An 18229-nucleotide genomic window follows, 5' to 3' on the forward strand; every position below is an offset into this window, starting at 1 on the left:
ATTTACCTTGTAATATTGCTCTTTGAATGAAAAAAACGAACTGGAATTAACCAGTCCGTTTGTCCTGCCTATAATCGTGGATCGATGGGTTCTGCCTCTAAAGCCAGAATTCCTAACACACATTCATGAACACGTTCCAATGACTCTCTTTTGACAAATCGATTTACACCCTCGACCCCGAGGGAAAATTCCTTCAATGCATTACGCTGTTTCTTACCTGCATTCCGTTTCTTTAACCTCGCTAAATTTTCAGGAAGCAGGTAATCAATTCCATAGATGATATGCAAATACTTGCGGCCCCTCACTTTTATCGCTGGCTGCACTAGTTTTCCTTTATGACGCGTAATAAAAGGTTGTGGTTTAACAACAAATCCTTCATGTCCATCCTCGGTCATTTCCTCCCACCACTCAATGGCCTCTTTCATAGTTGCATCATCGGTAACAACCCTGTATTCTGTTTCCAAAAACAAACGGGAAATCCCGCTAAATTCTTTATTTTTCTCCATGTGCCAAGTGTGTGGCTTTTCAAAAAATGTTTCCGAGCTGTGAGCCAGCGTGTGAAATGGTGCGATTTGGATACCTTCCAAACCATCTGTTTCCCAGCAGTATTTCTGATAAACTTCATTAAAGACTTTAGCACTTTCTATCCCGACATCCACTTCCTGAATCCAGTTCAGCACATCTTTGCCGCTGTCAATTGCCTGTTGTAGTGAATCTTTCAACTTTGTTCGGTCAAGCAATGCCATTTCCCCAACATGTGCATATTGATTTAAAACCAGATCCTTCGCCTTTAAGTTCCAAGGCAGAATCTCAGCATCGAGGAGCACAAAATCTGTGTTGTACTTTTCAAAATAACCATTTTTCACTAAATCCTCATTTAAACTGCTGATTACTTGTTCTTGCAATTCTTTTTGAAAAAACGCCCTTCCTGTCCGGGAATAAATGGTGCCTAACGTCTCCCTGCCTAAATACTCTTTAGCAATTTCTTTATTTTTAAATAAAAACAAAATGCCCCTGCTTCCCATATGTTTCTTCTCCACGACCAAGGTTTCAACGCCATTGGCTTGATAATATTCAAATGCCTCCATTGGGTGCTCCAGATACCCTTCTAGACGGGAAGGTTTTGGCGTCGGACTCATCGTTGGTGGAAGATAGACGATATCCTCAAGTGGCAGAGTGTAATGAGATACATCATCCAAAGCGGGTTTCACGCCATCGTCATAAATCATGATCTCGCCGTAATGTTCCGTTAACACGGAATAACCTTCTAGGAATTTCATAATATTCGGAGGAGCCAGCCTTTTGAGTTCCCATTCTTTCAATGGATTGTCGGGTACATTCGCATAGTCCTGTTTCGCCTTGACCGAAACAAATTGTCTTTCTGGATAACGATAAGCGGTTAAACTTCCTCCAAACACAACACCTTGGTCAATGTTTAGTGTGTTGTTAACCAGTAAGGGCTGTGGCTTTGGATCGTGTCCCCAAAGAATGAGTTCGCTAGATTTATGAGAAATGGACCAATCTTTTCGAATCGGCTTTCCGTGTTCATCCAGCCCTTCACTATCACCATACCGGCAAAAATCAGAAATACGCGCTGACTGTTTTCCGATATAGTGATCCTTTATGCCTGCATGAGCGGCTACTACTGCATTAACCCCATTTTTTCGAACAATATAATGTGATTTTGCTTCTAAAAGTAACTCCTTTATCTGCTCCTTTACCTTTTCTACAGCCTCGCTGCCATTTTTACGCTCATATTCCTCAAATTCAGCGGCAACATTTTCATCACCATGAGCCATCGTTACATTTTTCCCATCGAGCCAGCGGGCAATTTTCCAGCCGTGGTTGCTGTCAATCATATAAGCAAGTCCGGCTGCAACATGCTTTTGAAAAAATTGCAGTGTTTCAATTGATTTAGGTCCCCTGCTCAACACATCACCAAGTGAAAGAATTTTCCTCCCCTCAGGATGAATGTAGAAACCTTCTTCATTTTCCTGATACCCCAATTTCGATAACATTTCAATAAATTCATCAAAGCAGCCGTGAATATCCCCGATAAAATCGATTCCGTTTCCTACATCGATAAAAAGCGGGTTTTCAAGACGATTTATGTTGAGTATTTGAATATCGTCTTCACCAAGCAAATAGACACGACGATATGGTTTCTTTTTAATGAACCTAAGCACATTTTTAAAATGTTGATACTGCTGCTTGATTCTGTTTCTGCCCCGAGGGAAAGCCCGTTCGCTATCTCGTCTTAGTAATTCCGTTTCTGATATATTCAAGACCATCGCGATAACAGGTACGTGATATTTCTTGCCCATTTGCAGGTATTTGTCATGCTCTTCCTCGCGTAAATGGGTAGCATCGATGAACGTTAATTTATTGAGTTTGCAGCGTTTTGTAATGACATAATCCATGGCGTCAAACGCTGCTCCAGAAATTTGCTGATATTCGTTAAACAGTGCGTCACTTTCGTCTTTAGGACGGCCGTTCCAGCTAATAAATTCAATATCACTGACAAGTACTCGGAATTGATCGGAACTGACCACTTCAGAAGCAAGAATTTGTTCTTCTTGTATTAATTGATTTAATAAGGTTGTTTTTCCTGTATTAGAGGGTCCGACAAGCAGGACGATTCCTCCGTGCGGTAAATGGATCGTTGTCATTACCCCTCCTCCCTTCTGAAAATGGCCATTTGCGTTGGATGACCGTATGTTGGATGCTCTTCGCCAATCCCTTGTATGATGACTTGATAAGGATAGTTTTGGGTCCATGCTTCGACATTTTGAGCAAGTTCCACTCTTGTCCATTCAAAACGATGATCATCATGACGCATTTCTTCATTCATATCATAGATTACATTGTATTCCTGGTTTGGTGTTGTCACAATTAATGTCTTCGGACGGTAATCATTTAAGATGGAATCAAATATTTTAGGAAGCCTGCCCTCATCAATATGTTCAATGACTTCACATAAAACGATAACATCTTTATTTTGCAATCGGCTATCAAAATAATATAGTGACCCCGGTAAAGACTGCGGTTCAATATACCCTTTTTTGACATTCACCTGCTCAAAGCGCTCGATGGCCCGTATTCGAGATTTGTTCGAAGGCTCAATCGACAGAATCTCTTTAACACCTTCTAAAAAGCCCAATTGTACCGAGAGTCTTCCTTCTCCTGCACCAAGGTCTACTATCGATTCCTTGTGTGGCAGAGAACGAATAAAGTTTAGGATTGCTTCATAACGAAGGTCATTCAAGCGAACCCTCGGACTTTCATCCTGGCTGCGAATTTGTTGTTTCTTTTCATAGAATTTAGATTGAGATATTAACGCATTAAAGCGGAGTGCTCTTTTTACAATCATTTGCTTTAAAGGATGGTCTTCCAGCCATCCTTCTCCGTAACGATCCAGCTTTTCAACCTCTCTTTCATCTAAAAAATAATGCTTGTAATTATCAATGACCGGAATAAGAATGGATACATGCTTTAAAGTATTCTGAACAGTTTGATTGCCGGATATCGTAACAAATCGAGCGGAGCTTTTTTTTCGAATGGTACTATCTCCACGTTCAATTTCCACTTTGTAGCCAATGGGTTCAAACAACTGGACAATCTCCTGATCATGCAAATCGGTGGCAACCGGTCCAAAAGCGAGCTTTATTTCAAATGGATGGTCCACCCATTGCAAATAAGCTTCATCTGGTTTCCCATTTAAAGCGGTACCTAACGCCTTACGGATGGTGGTGATAAATAAGCTGCTGACGGCGAACTCGCGGTCATTTATGTAATGGGTAATGTCAAATAAATCGGATGAGTTTCGCACTAAATCTATCGGGTCAGGCTTTACATAGATAACAAATTGCACTTCTTCTTTTGTGAAAATAGGATAAACAAGGCGAACCTTGAAGCCTTTCTCATTTCGTTCATACGGATTATTAGGGTTTTTCGCGATTAAGTACGAGACCATATCCGCACCAGGTCCTCTTACGGTTAATGATAGCTTCATACAATGCACTTCACTTTCTTCTGAAGTATTTTTCACTAATATTATCATTACATAAAAATGGATATTTTAGAAATAATTGTTGATAAAATTTAAAAAGGACGTAACGATATTCCGTTACGGCCTTCTAATTCTTGCTATTATATAGGCTGCAATGACCGGAACCTATATTGCATTTCCCTTTGGGTCACTCCAGCACACATATCAATTAAATCATTCCAATAAAATTCAAGGAAGCAATATCCTTTGAATCCACGACACCATCCAAAATTTTCTTAACGTCATTCAATGTATCCTTCAGACTTACTTCAGCTCCTTTAATACCCGTAAAGGCTTCTGCAACATAGAAAGGCTGTGTCAAATAGGCTTCTAAACGTTCTCCCCGATGGTAGGTTTCTATTTCTGATGCTGGTATCCCGTTAATACCTTTTACATTTACAAGCGAACGTAATTCTCGATAACGTCGTAATAGTTTTTGGGCTTTTTGTTGGATAGTTAGGTGGTTTTGGTCTAGGTGTGCACCTTCTAATACAGAAGATGTAGAGTAGATTGGATTTACCGCTGGGTAACGGTGTCTAGCTGCTAGGTCCATATCAAACTGCCATAATGTTTCAAGCGGTCCATATGGGAGGTCCTCATCCACCGATGCTCCTTTTAAATCGAGCAAAAAGGTAGTCACGGACTTGATATTGACATCCTGTAATTTTTCCTGAAGTTCAAAGATTTCCCCTGTTAATACATGCGAACGGTCTGCAACGAAAATGATTTCTTTATTTTTACCAACCACCGACATTTCAGCAAAAGCTTTTTCGATGTTTTCAGCGACAATCTCTGTATCATCAAGGATTTCCGCTAACTCTGGATGATCGTTTTCTGGTTTTAATAAAACTGTTGCATAACCTTCTCTCTTTAAACGATAAAATAACTCTGCTAAAACAACCAACTGACCCATTCCTGGACGAGCAACAAGCCCAATGGTTCCCCCCTTAACAATCGGTGCAAACAAATCTAATGTTTTTATCTTTGTCTCAATCATCTCTACATTCTCCCCTCTTAAAAGCAATTCATCTAGACTACATTGTGCTAATTCTGCTAAAGCTACAATCGTGCGAACTTCAGAGCGTCCTACTGGAATTTTCCCGGTACATAAATTCGATACAGTTGCCGGCCTTAAGCCTACCTCACGTGCTGCACTTGTAAGGTTAGGCACCCTCCTTCGCAATAATGGAACGTTCAGTCTTATGTTTTCCATTATTTTCACCTCCTTACTTTATATAGTAATTTAACATACTCTAAAACGCAATAACCAATTACTCTATAACGTAATTTTTTTCTCTCAAACGTAAAAAACGATATGATAGAAAAATCATATCGTTAAAAATCCTCTGCATATCGAGTTCTCCTATATTTAGCACTATGGCAGGCATCACAGGTTGGAAACGAGTGATCCCAAGCAAGGTTCTTTCCACAGTTTTTGCATTTCTTCACGAACTTTTTGATATCTGTTTTTAATTTATCTTGAACCTTGTCACTCATTTCCTCACGAAGCCGCTCCCAATAAATCGCCTCCGTCCGTTCTCCTAACCGATACAAAAAGAGCAGATGTAAACCAAGCGCCTTATAAGCTAACTCGAGATCCTCCAAGCTTCGCTCCTTATATGGCGGTTCCGGAAGAGGAGTGCCTTGAATAATTGCATACATCGTATCTTCCCATTGTCTTATTAAAACTTGTTCATTTTTCGAAAAAGGAAGATGTAAAAACCCATATAAATCCATCAAAGGCAAGCGTGCTTCAATTTCTGTTCCGGCAATCAGATTGTAAAGTGACCGTTCCTCAGCTAATGAAGCTTTCTTCGTTCCTAGCGGGCTGTTAAATTTTCCCCACAGCTCAAAGAATGTTCCTAAATCTCGGTAATATCGCTGGAACCGCTCAAACACCGAGTTAGTTGGAGCAATCGCAAAGGTATGAACAGGTTCATCCTCTTGAATAAGCAATTTCTTCATCAACCTGATGTCTTTCGTGAAGGCAACCTTCCCGACATCATAGATTCCTTTACGACCGGCACGTCCAGCAATTTGCTTCACTTCCTGTGAAGTTAACAACCTTCTTCTCGTACCATCAAATTTCTCATTCTCCAAAAACACAATCCGCCGAATCGGTAAATTTAATCCCATTCCAATTGCATCAGTTGCAACAATTACTTTTGTTTTGCCGCTGTTGAATTGCTCAATTTGTTTTTTCCTAGTTTCTGGCGGCATGCTGCCGTAAATCATACTGACAGTATGCCCATCACTTTGAAGCCGAGAAGCTGTTTCAAGCACCCGCCTTCTTGAAAAACAAATCAGCGCATCCCCTTTTTTTACATGTTTAATATGGAATTCCTTTGTTTCCACTTCAAGAGGAGTATCACGGCTATACTCGTGGATGATAATATCCGACTCTCCTAACAGCTGCAAAAGCATCGGTTTCGAGTTTCTGCTCCCGATAATATGTACTTCTCTTGCATTTGCTTTGGTTATCGCCTTATACCATGAAAAGCCACGATCCTTGTCTGTAATCATTTGTGCTTCATCGATAACGATGACATCATAGTTTTCTTTTTCATGAAACATCTCTACTGTACATGAAAAATGATTCGCGCCCGGAACGATTTTTTCTTCTTCGCCAGTTTTTAACGAGCAGAGTGTTCCTTCAGCATTTAACTTATCATAAACCTCCAGCGCTAATAGCCTAAGTGGAGCAAGATATAAGCCGCTAGTTGCTTCCTTCATTTGCTCAAGGGCATGGTATGTCTTCCCGGTATTTGTTTCCCCAATATGAAGGATATAACGAACCCTTCTTCCAAAAGATGGATTGTATTCCTGGCCGAAAATATCCTCCATCATTCGTTCTTCTGCTTCTCTTTTCCGTTGTAATTCTGCCTCTTCCTCCGCTTTCTTACGTTCTCTTTCAGCAAAATCCTTTTCAAAAATTTGCTGATGAACAGAGAGGTCGAAAGGAATATCAGCAATCTTCAAAAGATCAGAAAGGTATTCGTCTTGTAAATCTTCAATAAAATAGTCTTCTACTTCATTAAGAAGCTGTTTTAAACTCCCCTTAATGAAAGAAGCTGTAAGTTTTTCACCAAAGGTTTCTTGGAACTGTTCCTTTATTTCAACTGGAAGCTTTTCTAGAACCCTTTCCGGAATCAGTTCTGACAGATAATCTGAAATCAAGCTTTCGTAAACAAAAAAATAGGTTTGATATTCATACAAACTTCTTCCCCAATTTACCGACTTATGAATATCTCCTGTCAATTCCTCAAAAAACTTTGCAACCGTTGTATAGGATTCGGGGTTAAAATGACCTTCATCCTCTAATTTCTCTTCTAGCGCAAAGGTATCAACATTTTTGAATTTCACATTGTTCTTGATGTCTGCTGCTAATTGCTTGGATGTAAAATGCCGAACATAAAGATAAACTTGAGCATAATCCTTCTCAAGCATATCACCTGCAGTCTCTTCTATCATTGCTCGAATACGATGTCGCACTTCCTCAAGACGGGTGACTTCTTGTCGTTTTATAAAATCAACTTTTGCTTGTTGATATCTTTGTTCCCATTCCTCTTTTTTATCTGAAAAGGTTTCCTTGGTCCATTCCAACACATGAAAAGGCTGATATTCTCTCATCTCATCCCGAAAAAGTTTATTAATAAGCTTGCGGTCCACTCCTTGTACCTCAAACCCTTTTTCCCGTAAAAACTCTTTTTTCTCATTCTTCGGGACATCATTGGTGACCTTATTTAACCAGATATTGACCCAAATCTGCTCCAGATAATGCCCACGATCGGATAAATATTGGCTAAAAGAAGGCAGACTTTCTTTTGTCTCTAAGTAATAGTTCATATCCTCCATTACTTTATTCTTCGTATGTTCAATCGCTTGAGGGTAAATGGCGGTTAATTTACTCAAATTATCCCTCCTTATCTTATTTTTGGTAATTTTATTATATCAAAAAACAAGAAACCGAACAAATATTCGGTTTCTAAATTTGACGGGTGTTGCAGTATTGATCCACTAAGTCTTCTATTTGATCTAGTTCAGGAAAATCCCCTGAAAACTGAAATTTGATTTCTTCAATTAAACGATTCTTGTTATAGACATGAATTGCCCCATTTTGATGGCTGACACTGTATTCTGGTACAAAGCGAAATCCGTTTCGTTCAATGGCTCCCATGATAATCAATCCTTTTTTGAGTTTTTTTTAGTATTTACTATTATCCAGTCGTTAATCTCCAAATAGAGACGCCCAAATCCATATTCAGTACTAATAGAAAATTTTTAGTCATATTCTTATAGGAAAAATGCAATTAGAAGGGGTGAAAAGTTAGATGGTAAAAGTTCGTTTGCGTCCCATTGTCAGTAAGATAAATTTACCCACTGTATTAAAAACAGCAAAACTACCTGGTGACTCAATGGAAAGATTATTTATCGCAACTCAGCTAGGAGAAATCTTTTACATAGGAAACTCAAGTTTAAGGACTTTTTTAGATATACGCCCCCGGATTATTAAACTAGGTGCTTCTGGTGGTTATGATGAACGGGGATTGCTGGGGCTTGCGTTTCATCCCCAATTTTATTATAACGGTCTGTTTTATCTTCATTATTCAGTAGCTGGAACACAAGGTCCAGGTGCTCTTCCTAATTCAGAAGCTGCAAGACAAGGTCGAGATGCTCTGCCTGAATTTTTTAAGCCTAACCCGTGTGACCCCAGAACGTTAAGCCTAAAGTGGATAAATAGAGAAAATCAATATGATCATATTGATACAGTAGAAGAATGGAATTTACAATCGAATGGCCAGCCTCAAAAACGACGGACATTACTTAACGTAAGAAGACCATTTATGAATCATAATGGGGTCAATAGCTTAAATTTTTCCCCTGAAACAGGAAACCTTGTTTTAACAACTGGTGATGGTGGATCAGGCTATGATCCATTTAATTTAAGCCAGGATAATATGGAAATAGCAGGAAAAATAATTGAAATTGATGTGGCAAAGGATACATTAATCGCTAATCCACCCGTAGTCACACGTTTTAATGAACTTCCCTTACCTTTTCAGGAAACGCTTACGGTAATCGCTAAAGGTGTTCGCAATATACCAGGCATTTCCTATCAAAGGTTTTATCATCAGTATATCAAATATGCAGGAAATGTCGGCCAGGATTTGGAAGAGTCGATTTTTTCATTCGTTCAGTATAAACCAATACCGGTTACTCAGCTTGTTCAAGCTTCTTTCATGAATTCCGAACCTGACCAAGAAGGAATTATTAACTTTGGCTGGCGAGGATGGGAAGGTGCTTTTCCTACATCGTTTATGAGGCCCTGCTCTGAAAATTCGACATTGGATGAGAAAGTTATTGCTTATTACAATGAGGCAATAACCACTTCAACGCGGCGTCTTCATCCTTTAACTACTTATTTTCACAGAGATCCTCGACCCGATAAGTTTAGTGGAACGGCACTTACAGGGGTGCAAGCCTATATAGGGAATGGAATCCCCGGTTTAACAGGAACCGTTGTGTTTACCGATTTTGCCCGGAAAGAATCTCAACCTCAGGTTAGAGGGGTATTAGCCTATACCAGAGGTAGACAAAATGGTAAACTAAATGATTTTAGTGTGATTAAAACCGATTATGATTTTGGGTCTCAATCAGCTTATTATGTTAGCTTGGGAACAAACCTGGACCAGACCAGACTATATTTAGGGGTTTATGGCTCTTCGAAAGTGACAGATATTAACCAAGGTACCGTTTTTGAAATTGTTCCTTGATTCCATATATGTGATTTCCTCAAAAATTTTCATATATATTTAAGTTAAAAAGAGTGAGAATTCATGCAAGATTTCTCACCCTTTTCTTCTTTTTTTATTTATCGATTAAGCAGATCATTTCTTAACGGGGTAAACGTGTCAAGTATTGCACCGGCTTCTAAAGCCCTGGCCCCGTGCTTTGCCCCAACCGGAATAAAGATGGTTTCTCCAGGCCCGATAATTGTTGTTTCACCTTCAATAGTAAATGCAAACTTTCCTCTTAAGCAATAAGTAAGCTGCTCGTGGGGATGGCTATGTTCATAGCCTTCTGCCCCTTCTTCAAAATGAACCTCCATCATCATAACTGAATCTCCTGGAGGAAATATCTTTCTTTTCACACCCGGTTCTGCTGCTTCCCATGTAAGTTGATTACTCATCCTGAACCTCCCGATTTTAATAAGCTTTTGCTACCTCTACACGGAATGTTTTCCCATTCTCCGTTTTGTATAGGCCACTGACTGCAATAATCGACCCTGAAAGTGCTGTACTCATGCCTAAATGATTTATAAAATAAACACTTAAAATTGGAACAAGCATATAAAAACCAATGGCCTTTACTAATGTATCAACGTACAAAGCAAGTAAACCAGGACTAAAAGATCCTCGAAAGATGACATTATCTTTCCTCTTCAATTCCCTAAGCATCAGTACCCTTCTCCTTTTTATTTTCATTCCTTGATACTATCATCATTTTGAGGTATGGAAATTGGGGTATTTTAGATAGAGTTGGGTTTTTTTGTGGTGTAACTTCAAAGTTTAGCTTTTAAAAACGTTCCATGTTAAAAAATCTATTATTCATAGCTGGGATAATGTAGGGCATTGCCAATATAACTTATTGATAGAGAAAAATGAACATTTAAGAAATTGTTTGATAAAAAAATGAAGAAGCCAATTTAGAGATCTAAATTGGCTTTTACTACTATGTCAGAGTATATAATCAAGTATTTTTTGATAGCAAAAGGGTAAAACGGAAGCAACCATTAAACCTATTACAATAGCTGAACTTGTAAAATGGTAAATTTCCGAAGGTATATTTCCTTTCTTTTATTGGCAATACTGAATACTTTGATCATGCCATAAACGGTTATTAATATGATAATTGCCGAAAAAACACTGGCTACAATTAATCCCATTGTAACCACCCATCCCAATAATCATTTTACCCGACCATCCCTCTTGCATTCACTTTCCACACATCATTAACGAGACCATAATTATATATATTCTTTTAATTCTATTTACGTATTTGTATTTCCTTCCTAAACAAAAAAGGGAATGGAGTAAATCCAATCCCTTCTTGCTTACATGCCATGTCCTGTTTAAAATTTAGTAAATTTTAGTTTAAAATCACCTTTATATGGTATATGTTCAACGGTGATGGTTATGTCTTTACCATCTTTATCCTTACCATTTCTTTTATAGGTGAATTTATTTTCATTCAGTTCTGTAAGTTCAAGAACCGCACCATACTTCATTCCGAGTGAAACATGGGCTCTGATCTTATTTCCATGTACAACATCGTAATATCCGTAATCACCTCGGCTTGTTCCCGTTTTTGCATCAAAAAATTCATATTTATTTGTCTTAAAATCATACTTTGCTAAACCTAAATAATTTTGGTTAAAGGCTGATACATCATTACCATTTTCATCTAATGCCACTGTCCCTTGCCATAGCGTGTCTGATAAAATTTTATCTCCATCTTTGTCTTTAACAATTTTTCCTGTTTGAGTTTCCAACTTCTTATCTGGATCCGAAAAGGAAAGTTCAGTTTCTTTAAAAGGAATATGATCAACGAATACCTCTAAATCGTTACCATTCGTATCTTTTCCCATCCTTTTATAAGTAAACATATCTTTATTGAGTTCTGTTATTTCGACAACAGCTTGGTAACCCATAGATTCTGAAATTAATACTCTAAGCTTTCCATCGTTGGTGATAAAGAATGTTCCTTTATCGCCGCGGCTAGCTTTTGTGGTTTTATCAAAAAATTCATATCTAGCAGTTTTGTCGTCATATTTCGCAAGACCAATAAAGTTTGCATTCTCTTTTGTTAAGTCATTTTTATTCTTATCATATACTTTTGTACCTTGCCAATTTGTGTTACTAAGAATAGTTGCCAATTCCTGTCCTTTTGTTTCTTTCTGTTGATTTTTATTCCTTTTTGCATTCTGTTCTAGCTTCTGTTCACTTGTTTTAGCTTGAGTGACTGTGCTGCAACCTGATATGACTAAAGTTAACCCAAGTAATATAGTAGGTAAAATCCTTGCATTTTTGTTCATGTTATTGTCTCCTCGTTTCTATATATTGGTGTCATTTCTATCATTTTTTAATAACTGACTACAACCTTATACGACTTAGTTATTTTGCTCCTGCTTTTAACAAAATATGTTCAATCTCTTTAAATCCTTTTTCGCGTGCATGCTGTAAAGGGGTCACATTATTATGATCAGGTATGTTGACATCTGCCCCGTGATCGATGAGCAATTTTACCGTTTGCTGCTGTTTTTCATCACCGTTGTTCAAAATAATCGCTTCTAGTAAAGCTGTCCAACCAAGATTATTGACATGATTAACATCAATATCCGTATTTGTAAGCAGTTCTTTAATAACATCTACATATCCATGTTCTGAGGCAGGGATTAAAGCCGTTCCGCCAAACCGGTTCGTTATAGATGAGTCGGCACCCGCTTTAATCGTTAGTTTTAAAATATCGATATACCCTTCTGCACCGGTATATAGGAAGGGGTTATTTTCCATGTCATCCTTGATGTTGACGTCTGCCCCCGCGTCAATAAGTATTTTTGCAGTCTCTATATCATTGTTGTAAGTCGCAATCATAGTGGCAGTTCGACCCTGTGAGTCCTGCGTATTAATATCGACACCTTCCTCTATCAATCTTCTTACAGTTTCCGAATCTTTACCTGTTACTGCTTGAAACAGTTGTTCACTCATATTTATCCCTACTTTTTTATCATCCTTCTTTTTAGTTGGATTGCCATCGTTATCTGAGACACATCCCTGAAGAATGAATATACTTCCAATGACTATTGCTAAGCACCTCCACATGAAAATCACCACCTTCGTTCTTATTTTTTGCCTCCCCCCTAATAAATTAGAACTTACATTTATGTTAATACTTAAATTTAAACTCCTTCGAAAGAATTTCTTAAAAAAAGATAAACTTTTTAAGAAAGTTTCTTCATTTTTATAAAAAAAAATATCCGCCACCTTTGTGACGGACTGTGCTATCTATTATTTAGTTTAAACATTGAATCGATACCCTGCCCCCCAAACCGTTTCTAGGTATTTCGGATGTGCAGGATCCTTTTCAATTTTCCCGCGTATTTTTCTGATATGAACAGTCACTGTTGAAACATCTGCTGCCATTTCATAGCCCCAAATATTTTCATAAAGCTGTTCTTTGTTCAATACTTGATTCGGGTGATTCACAAGAAAGACCAACAGATCAAATTCCTTTGTTGTGAACGATGTGTCCTCTCCGTTTATATAAACTTTGCGTGCTGACTTATCGATCGTAATCTCTTTAACCTTGATCGTATTTGATTTTGACTGACTTCCTGCTAATCGTTCATACCGCTCTATATGCGCTTTCACCCTAGCTACCAACTCGCTTGGACTAAAAGGTTTGGTAATGTAATCATCGGCCCCTAAGCCGAGACCTCGAATTTTATCGATATCCTCTTTTTTCGCGGAAACAAACAAAATCGGAATATTTTTAACTTGGCGTACTTGTTTACATATCTCAAACCCATTTACCCCTGGGAGCATGATGTCCAAAATAATTAAATCATAATCATTATGAAGCGCCAGTTGGAGTCCTGAATCACCACTATGTTCTACATCAACATGAAACTGATTAATTTCTAAATAATCTCTTTGCAATTCTGCGATACTCACTTCATCTTCAATCAATAATATCTTTTTCATCCTTACACACCTTTCTTCAAAGAAAAGAAAACACTTGTACCTTTGCCTTTCTCACTCGTTGCCCAAATCTCCCCACCGTGCTCTTCGATAATGTGTTTGGAAATGGCCAGCCCTAATCCACTTCCACCAGTCTGGGAATTTCTAGACTTTTCAGCTCGGTAAAAGCGATTAAAAATGTATGGCAACGCAGAAGGTTCTATGCCATAACCATTATCAGATACTTCTACGATTACATCAAATGGTCCTTCATGCAGACTAATAGAAATGTACTTATCATCTTTATTCATATACTTAACGCAATTGTTAATGAGATTTACTAAAACACGTTTTATCTTCTCTCGGTCAGCCGTAACGTATATAGGGTGATTCATTGGATGATGGTGAATCTGTATCCCTTTTTGAATTAAATCTAGATGAAGTTTTTCTACATAATCTCGTAAATATTCAACTAGTTCGATCGTTTCAAATGTGAATGACTCTTTCTTTAAATCAAGTTTTGAAAATAAAAACAGTTCATCGATCAATGAATCCATATCTCTTGCTTTTACGTGAATGGTTGTTAAATACTTCTCCATTTTCTCTCGTGTGTTGGCCACCCCGTCTTTAATCCCCTCAACATAGCCAATTATGGAAGTAATCGGTGTCTTAAGATCATGTGAAATATTAGAAAGAAGTTCTTTTCGATTTTCTTCATATTGAATCTGGAGCGTTATAGACTCCTTTAGTTTAACTCTCATTTCTTCAAAGGTTTTATTTAATTGTCCGATTTCGTCATTTGAAGTCGTTATGATTTCGAAATTTAAATCTCCTGATTTAATCCGTTCAGCCCCTTCTTTTAAAACGGAGATCGGCTTGATAATGCTTCTTGACACCAAATAGTTTAATAATCCAATAATCATGATAAACAGAAGCAGCAAAAGACCTAATAAAATGGGAAACAGCTCTTGAATCAATTGGGCATTTGAGCTTACCTTCCTCAATACAAAAATACTTCCTTTACTTTTATCTGAAAAATAAAAATCAAACTTCACATACGTGAAAAAGAATTCATTGATTTTAATGGAGTCCCTCGTATTAATATTCGATTCTTCAAACTTAGGAAGTGACGTAACCAATGCCTGTTTATCTAAAGTGGAAGTCGCGTACTCAATGTTCTTATCTTTTCTAACGACAATTTTGATATCTTGATGTTCAATCTTCTTCAGTTGTCCATTATTTAATAGCTGCTCAGAGTTATTTTTTGCCAATAGCTTCAAATCTAGAAATACGCTTTCTTCTACAGCAGTCAAAGGTTTTTGAAGATATGATTTTTTGTAAAATTTCTCTATAGAATTTACATCGCCTGTTATTGTAAAAATAAGTAAATAACCAGCAGCTAAGAATAAAGTGATAGAAAACACGATTACTCCCACGTAGGACAACAGAAATCTCATTTTAATGGACAAATAATCACCTCCGATTAATCCCACTCTAATCTTTAAAAATAACTAAGAAAACCATATCATACAATTCTTAAAATTTTCGAAAATATAAATGAAAAAAACTAAAACATCAACCAAAATACTACAAGTTTTTTATTTATTTATGTGTGCGATTTTAGACTTATATCCCAAGTAATCGCTTTTATTGTAACAAAAAAAAGCATACCAATTCTTTTGTGAATTGATATGCTAATTAATTTCCTAACTATTTGTTTCTCAAGATAAACGGAACTACTTCACCTTAGAGGACGTCCTCACACAAAATTTATGCAGTTGTATAAACTTCTTTTTTATTGGAATCATGGCGAATCGTTGCTTGTGCAGCCGCTAATCTTGCCAACGGCACACGGTAAGGTGAACAGCTTACATAATCAAGTCCAGTTTTGTAGCAGAAATCAATGGACGTTTTTTCGCCGCCATGTTCACCACAGATTCCTGTTTTTAACGTAGGCTTTGTTTCACGACCAAGTCTTACTCCCATTTCTACTAATCTACCAACACCATCTTGATCAAGGACAGCAAACGGATTTTCTGGCAAAACCTTATTTTCAATATAATTCTGAAGGAATTTCCCTTCCGCATCGTCACGGCTATATCCGAATGTTGTTTGTGTTAAATCGTTCGTGCCAAAAGAGAAGAAATCTGCTTCTTGTGCAATTTGGTCAGCCGTAATCGCCGCACGTGGAATTTCAATCATCGTTCCAATTGTATACTCAAATTGCTTTCCTGTTTCTTCCTGTACCTTTTCAGCAGCATCGATCACTAGCTGGCGCATTTGTTTCAACTCATTAACATGACCAACAAGTGGAATCATGATTTCAGGCTCGACTTCCATCCCTCTGTCTGCAAGCTTAGCCGCAGCATAGAAAATTGCCTTTGCCTGCATTTCGTAAATTTCCGGATAAACCATTCCGAGACGACAGCCGCGGTGTCCGAGCATTGGATTATATTCATCTAATTGGCGAACCTTTTTCAATAGCAACTCTTTATTCTTCAGCTCAGGAGAGGAAGGATCCAGAATTTGCAGCTTCGTCACTTCGACTAACAGCTCTTCCTTATCTGGTAAGAATTCATGTAAAGGCGGGTCCAATAAACGAATTGTAACCGGGTATCCCTGCATTGCTACAAAGATTCCTTCAAAATCGCCCTGCTGCATTGGCAGCAATTCAGCAAGTGCGTCCTTACGCTCGCTGTATGTTTCAGCTAGAATCATTTTTTGAACGATTGGAATACGTTTCAAGTCCATAAACATATGCTCTGTACGGCACAATCCAATACCACCGGCACCAAATTCAAAGGCTTTTTGTGCATCTTCAGGATTATCAGCATTTGCACGAACCCCAATTTTTCGTTCTTGGTCAGCCCAAGCAAGTAAAAGCTGGAATTCATCTGAAAGCTCTGGTTCAATCATTGGAATTTCTCCGAGCATGATTTCTCCTGTTGAACCATCAATCGTGATTACATCACCGTAGTTGATAACCTTCTCGTCCACTTTAAATTGTTTTGCTTTTACATCAATTTTTAGAGCATCACATCCGCAAATACATGCTTTACCCATACCGCGCGCAACAACGGCAGCGTGACTTGTCATACCACCTCGGCTGGTAAGGATTGCTTGAGCTGCAACAATTCCGTGAATATCATCAGGCGTTGTTTCTGGACGAACAAGAATAACCTTTTTACCAGCATTCCCTAATTCCTCAGCTTCGTCTGCATCAAAAACAACTTGACCAGTAGCCGCACCTGGTGATGCTGGGAGACCTTTTGCTAATAAAGTACGCTCATACTTATCATCTATTCGGCGATGAAGCAGCTGATTTAATTGATCTGGATCGACACGAAGTAAGGCTGTCTTCTTATCAATAATTCCTTCTTCCACCATTTCAACCGCAATCCGAATTGCAGCTTGTGCTGTCCGCTTACCATTCCGCGTTTGAAGAATAAACAATTGCCCGCGTTCGACTGTAAATTCAATATCCTGCATTTCTTGATAATGCTGCTCCAAACGTTTACATGTTTCGGAAAATTGTTTAAAAACCGCAGGCATCTCATCTTTTAAGGTTTGAATTGGCTGGGGTGTACGAATTCCTGCTACTACATCTTCACCCTGTGCATTAATTAAGTATTCACCGTAAAGAACGTGTTCTCCAGTAGAAGGATTCCGAGTAAAGGCCACACCAGTTCCTGAATCATTGCCCATGTTACCGAATACCATGCTTTGAATATTGACAGCCGTTCCAAGGTGATCCGGAATTTTGTTCAAGCGGCGGTAGACGATTGCACGCTGATTATTCCAAGAATCAAACACTGCGTTGATGGCAAGAAATAGCTGTTCCTTCGGATCCTGCGGGAAGTCTTTTCTTGTATGTTTTTTAACAATCCCTTTATACCCTTCGATTACCTCTTTCCAGTCCTCTGCAGTCATTTCTGGATCTGCGCTATATCCCTTTTCCTCGCGTGTTTCTTCTAATAATTGTTCAAAATAATACGTATTAATATCAAGAACAACATTACTGAACATTTGAATGAAACGGCGGTAAGAATCATAGGCAAAACGAGGATTATTCGTTAATTTTCCCATTCCAATAACGGTTTCATCATTCATTCCAAGATTTAATACGGTGTCCATCATCCCTGGCATTGAAAATACAGAACCTGAACGGACAGAAACAAGTAACGGATTTTCCGGGTCACCTAGTTTTTTCCCCATTTTTTCCTCTAGGGTGTTTAGTGCTCCCAATACTTGGCTTTCAACGAGCGATGGAATCATTTTTCCTGCATCATAATAGGCATTACAAGCTTGGGTCGAAATCGTAAAGCCATAAGGAACTGGCAGTCCAATCCGCGTCATTTCGGCTAGGTTTGCCCCTTTTCCTCCAAGCGTTTCCTTCATATTTCCATTTCCTTCATGAAACAAGTAAACGAATTTATCCATC

Annotated in this window: 14 protein-coding genes; 1 reads left to right on the top strand and 13 read right to left on the bottom strand. The window is 38.3% G+C overall.

Features of this window, described 5'->3' with window-relative positions; translation table 11 throughout:
• Positions 1–68: 68 nt before the first annotated feature.
• From QNH48_RS19220 to QNH48_RS19240, 5 genes are all read right to left on the bottom strand, one after another.
• Entirely contained in the window at positions 69–2669 is a 2601-nt protein-coding gene (locus tag QNH48_RS19220; protein WP_283951602.1) for a polynucleotide kinase-phosphatase, read from the bottom strand.
• On the bottom strand, positions 2669–4012 hold the full coding sequence (locus QNH48_RS19225; RefSeq protein ID WP_283951603.1) for a methyltransferase domain-containing protein: 1344 nt from the start codon (positions 4010–4012) through the stop codon (positions 2669–2671). Before QNH48_RS19225 ends, QNH48_RS19220 begins: the two co-directional genes overlap by 1 nt.
• Before the next feature lie 205 nt (positions 4013–4217).
• Positions 4218–5261 carry a P-loop NTPase family protein gene (locus tag QNH48_RS19230; protein ID WP_283951604.1) on the bottom strand — a complete coding sequence of 348 codons (1044 nt, stop codon included), beginning with the start codon at positions 5259–5261 and terminating at the stop codon, positions 4218–4220.
• A 122-nt stretch (positions 5262–5383) separates the two neighbouring features.
• Positions 5384–7960: a helicase-related protein gene (locus QNH48_RS19235; protein WP_283951605.1), complete on the bottom strand. Its 2577-nt coding sequence runs from the start codon at positions 7958–7960 to the stop codon at positions 5384–5386.
• Positions 7961–8033: 73 nt separating this feature from the next.
• On the bottom strand, positions 8034–8225 hold the full coding sequence (locus QNH48_RS19240) for a YbxH family protein (RefSeq protein WP_283951606.1): 192 nt from the start codon (positions 8223–8225) through the stop codon (positions 8034–8036).
• Between the two features lie 154 nt (positions 8226–8379).
• On the opposite strand from QNH48_RS19240, the gene QNH48_RS19245 reads away from it, so the two are divergent.
• Entirely contained in the window at positions 8380–9822 is a 1443-nt protein-coding gene (locus tag QNH48_RS19245) for a PQQ-dependent sugar dehydrogenase (RefSeq protein ID WP_283951607.1), read from the top strand.
• Positions 9823–9920: 98 nt separating this feature from the next.
• Here QNH48_RS19245 and QNH48_RS19250 read toward each other — a convergent pair whose 3' ends face one another.
• From QNH48_RS19250 to ppdK, 8 genes are all read right to left on the bottom strand, one after another.
• Positions 9921–10238, bottom strand: a complete 318-nt coding sequence (locus QNH48_RS19250) for a cupin domain-containing protein (protein ID WP_283951608.1) — start codon at positions 10236–10238, stop codon at positions 9921–9923.
• Positions 10239–10254: 16 nt separating this feature from the next.
• Positions 10255–10506, bottom strand: coding sequence for a hypothetical protein (locus QNH48_RS19255; RefSeq protein ID WP_283951609.1), 252 nt, complete (start codon positions 10504–10506; stop codon positions 10255–10257).
• 344 nt (positions 10507–10850) lie between these two features.
• Positions 10851–10994 (bottom strand): hypothetical protein, encoded by a 144-nt coding sequence (locus QNH48_RS19260; RefSeq protein WP_283951610.1) that lies wholly within the window; start codon positions 10992–10994, stop codon positions 10851–10853.
• A 186-nt stretch (positions 10995–11180) separates the two neighbouring features.
• The gene (locus QNH48_RS19265) at positions 11181–12143 is read right to left on the bottom strand and encodes a DUF4822 domain-containing protein (RefSeq protein ID WP_283951611.1); all 963 of its coding nucleotides are present in this window, start codon (positions 12141–12143) and stop codon (positions 11181–11183) included.
• 79 nt (positions 12144–12222) lie between these two features.
• On the bottom strand, positions 12223–12930 hold the full coding sequence (locus QNH48_RS19270; protein WP_481858429.1) for an ankyrin repeat domain-containing protein: 708 nt from the start codon (positions 12928–12930) through the stop codon (positions 12223–12225).
• Between the two features lie 195 nt (positions 12931–13125).
• On the bottom strand, positions 13126–13812 hold the full coding sequence (locus QNH48_RS19275) for a response regulator transcription factor (protein WP_283951612.1): 687 nt from the start codon (positions 13810–13812) through the stop codon (positions 13126–13128).
• A gap of 2 nt (positions 13813–13814) precedes the next feature.
• Positions 13815–15257, bottom strand: coding sequence for a sensor histidine kinase (locus QNH48_RS19280; protein WP_283951613.1), 1443 nt, complete (start codon positions 15255–15257; stop codon positions 13815–13817).
• Between the two features lie 301 nt (positions 15258–15558).
• A complete protein-coding gene (gene ppdK, locus QNH48_RS19285) occupies positions 15559–18228 on the bottom strand; it encodes a pyruvate, phosphate dikinase (protein WP_283955825.1) in 2670 nt (889 codons plus the stop codon).
• Position 18229: the final 1 nt, after the last annotated feature.

The organism is Neobacillus sp. YX16, assembly GCF_030123505.1.
Lineage (GTDB): Bacteria > Bacillota > Bacilli > Bacillales > Cytobacillaceae > Neobacillus.

Excerpts from the sequence above, each read along its gene's own strand:
- QNH48_RS19220 (WP_283951602.1), bottom strand. The coding sequence starts at position 2,669 with ATGACAACGATCCATTTACCGCACGGAGGAATCGTCCTGCTTGTCGGA.
- QNH48_RS19225 (WP_283951603.1), bottom strand. The coding sequence starts at position 4,012 with ATGAAGCTATCATTAACCGTAAGAGGACCTGGTGCGGATATGGTCTCG.
- QNH48_RS19230 (WP_283951604.1), bottom strand. The coding sequence starts at position 5,261 with ATGGAAAACATAAGACTGAACGTTCCATTATTGCGAAGGAGGGTGCCT.
- QNH48_RS19240 (WP_283951606.1), bottom strand. The coding sequence starts at position 8,225 with ATGGGAGCCATTGAACGAAACGGATTTCGCTTTGTACCAGAATACAGT.
- QNH48_RS19245 (WP_283951607.1), top strand. The coding sequence starts at position 8,380 with ATGGTAAAAGTTCGTTTGCGTCCCATTGTCAGTAAGATAAATTTACCC.
- QNH48_RS19250 (WP_283951608.1), bottom strand. The coding sequence starts at position 10,238 with ATGAGTAATCAACTTACATGGGAAGCAGCAGAACCGGGTGTGAAAAGA.
- QNH48_RS19255 (WP_283951609.1), bottom strand. The coding sequence starts at position 10,506 with ATGCTTAGGGAATTGAAGAGGAAAGATAATGTCATCTTTCGAGGATCT.
- QNH48_RS19260 (WP_283951610.1), bottom strand. The coding sequence starts at position 10,994 with ATGGGATTAATTGTAGCCAGTGTTTTTTCGGCAATTATCATATTAATA.
- QNH48_RS19265 (WP_283951611.1), bottom strand. The coding sequence starts at position 12,143 with ATGAACAAAAATGCAAGGATTTTACCTACTATATTACTTGGGTTAACT.
- QNH48_RS19270 (WP_481858429.1), bottom strand. The coding sequence starts at position 12,930 with ATGTGGAGGTGCTTAGCAATAGTCATTGGAAGTATATTCATTCTTCAG.
- QNH48_RS19275 (WP_283951612.1), bottom strand. The coding sequence starts at position 13,812 with ATGAAAAAGATATTATTGATTGAAGATGAAGTGAGTATCGCAGAATTG.
- ppdK (WP_283955825.1), bottom strand. The coding sequence starts at position 18,228 with ATGGATAAATTCGTTTACTTGTTTCATGAAGGAAATGGAAATATGAAG.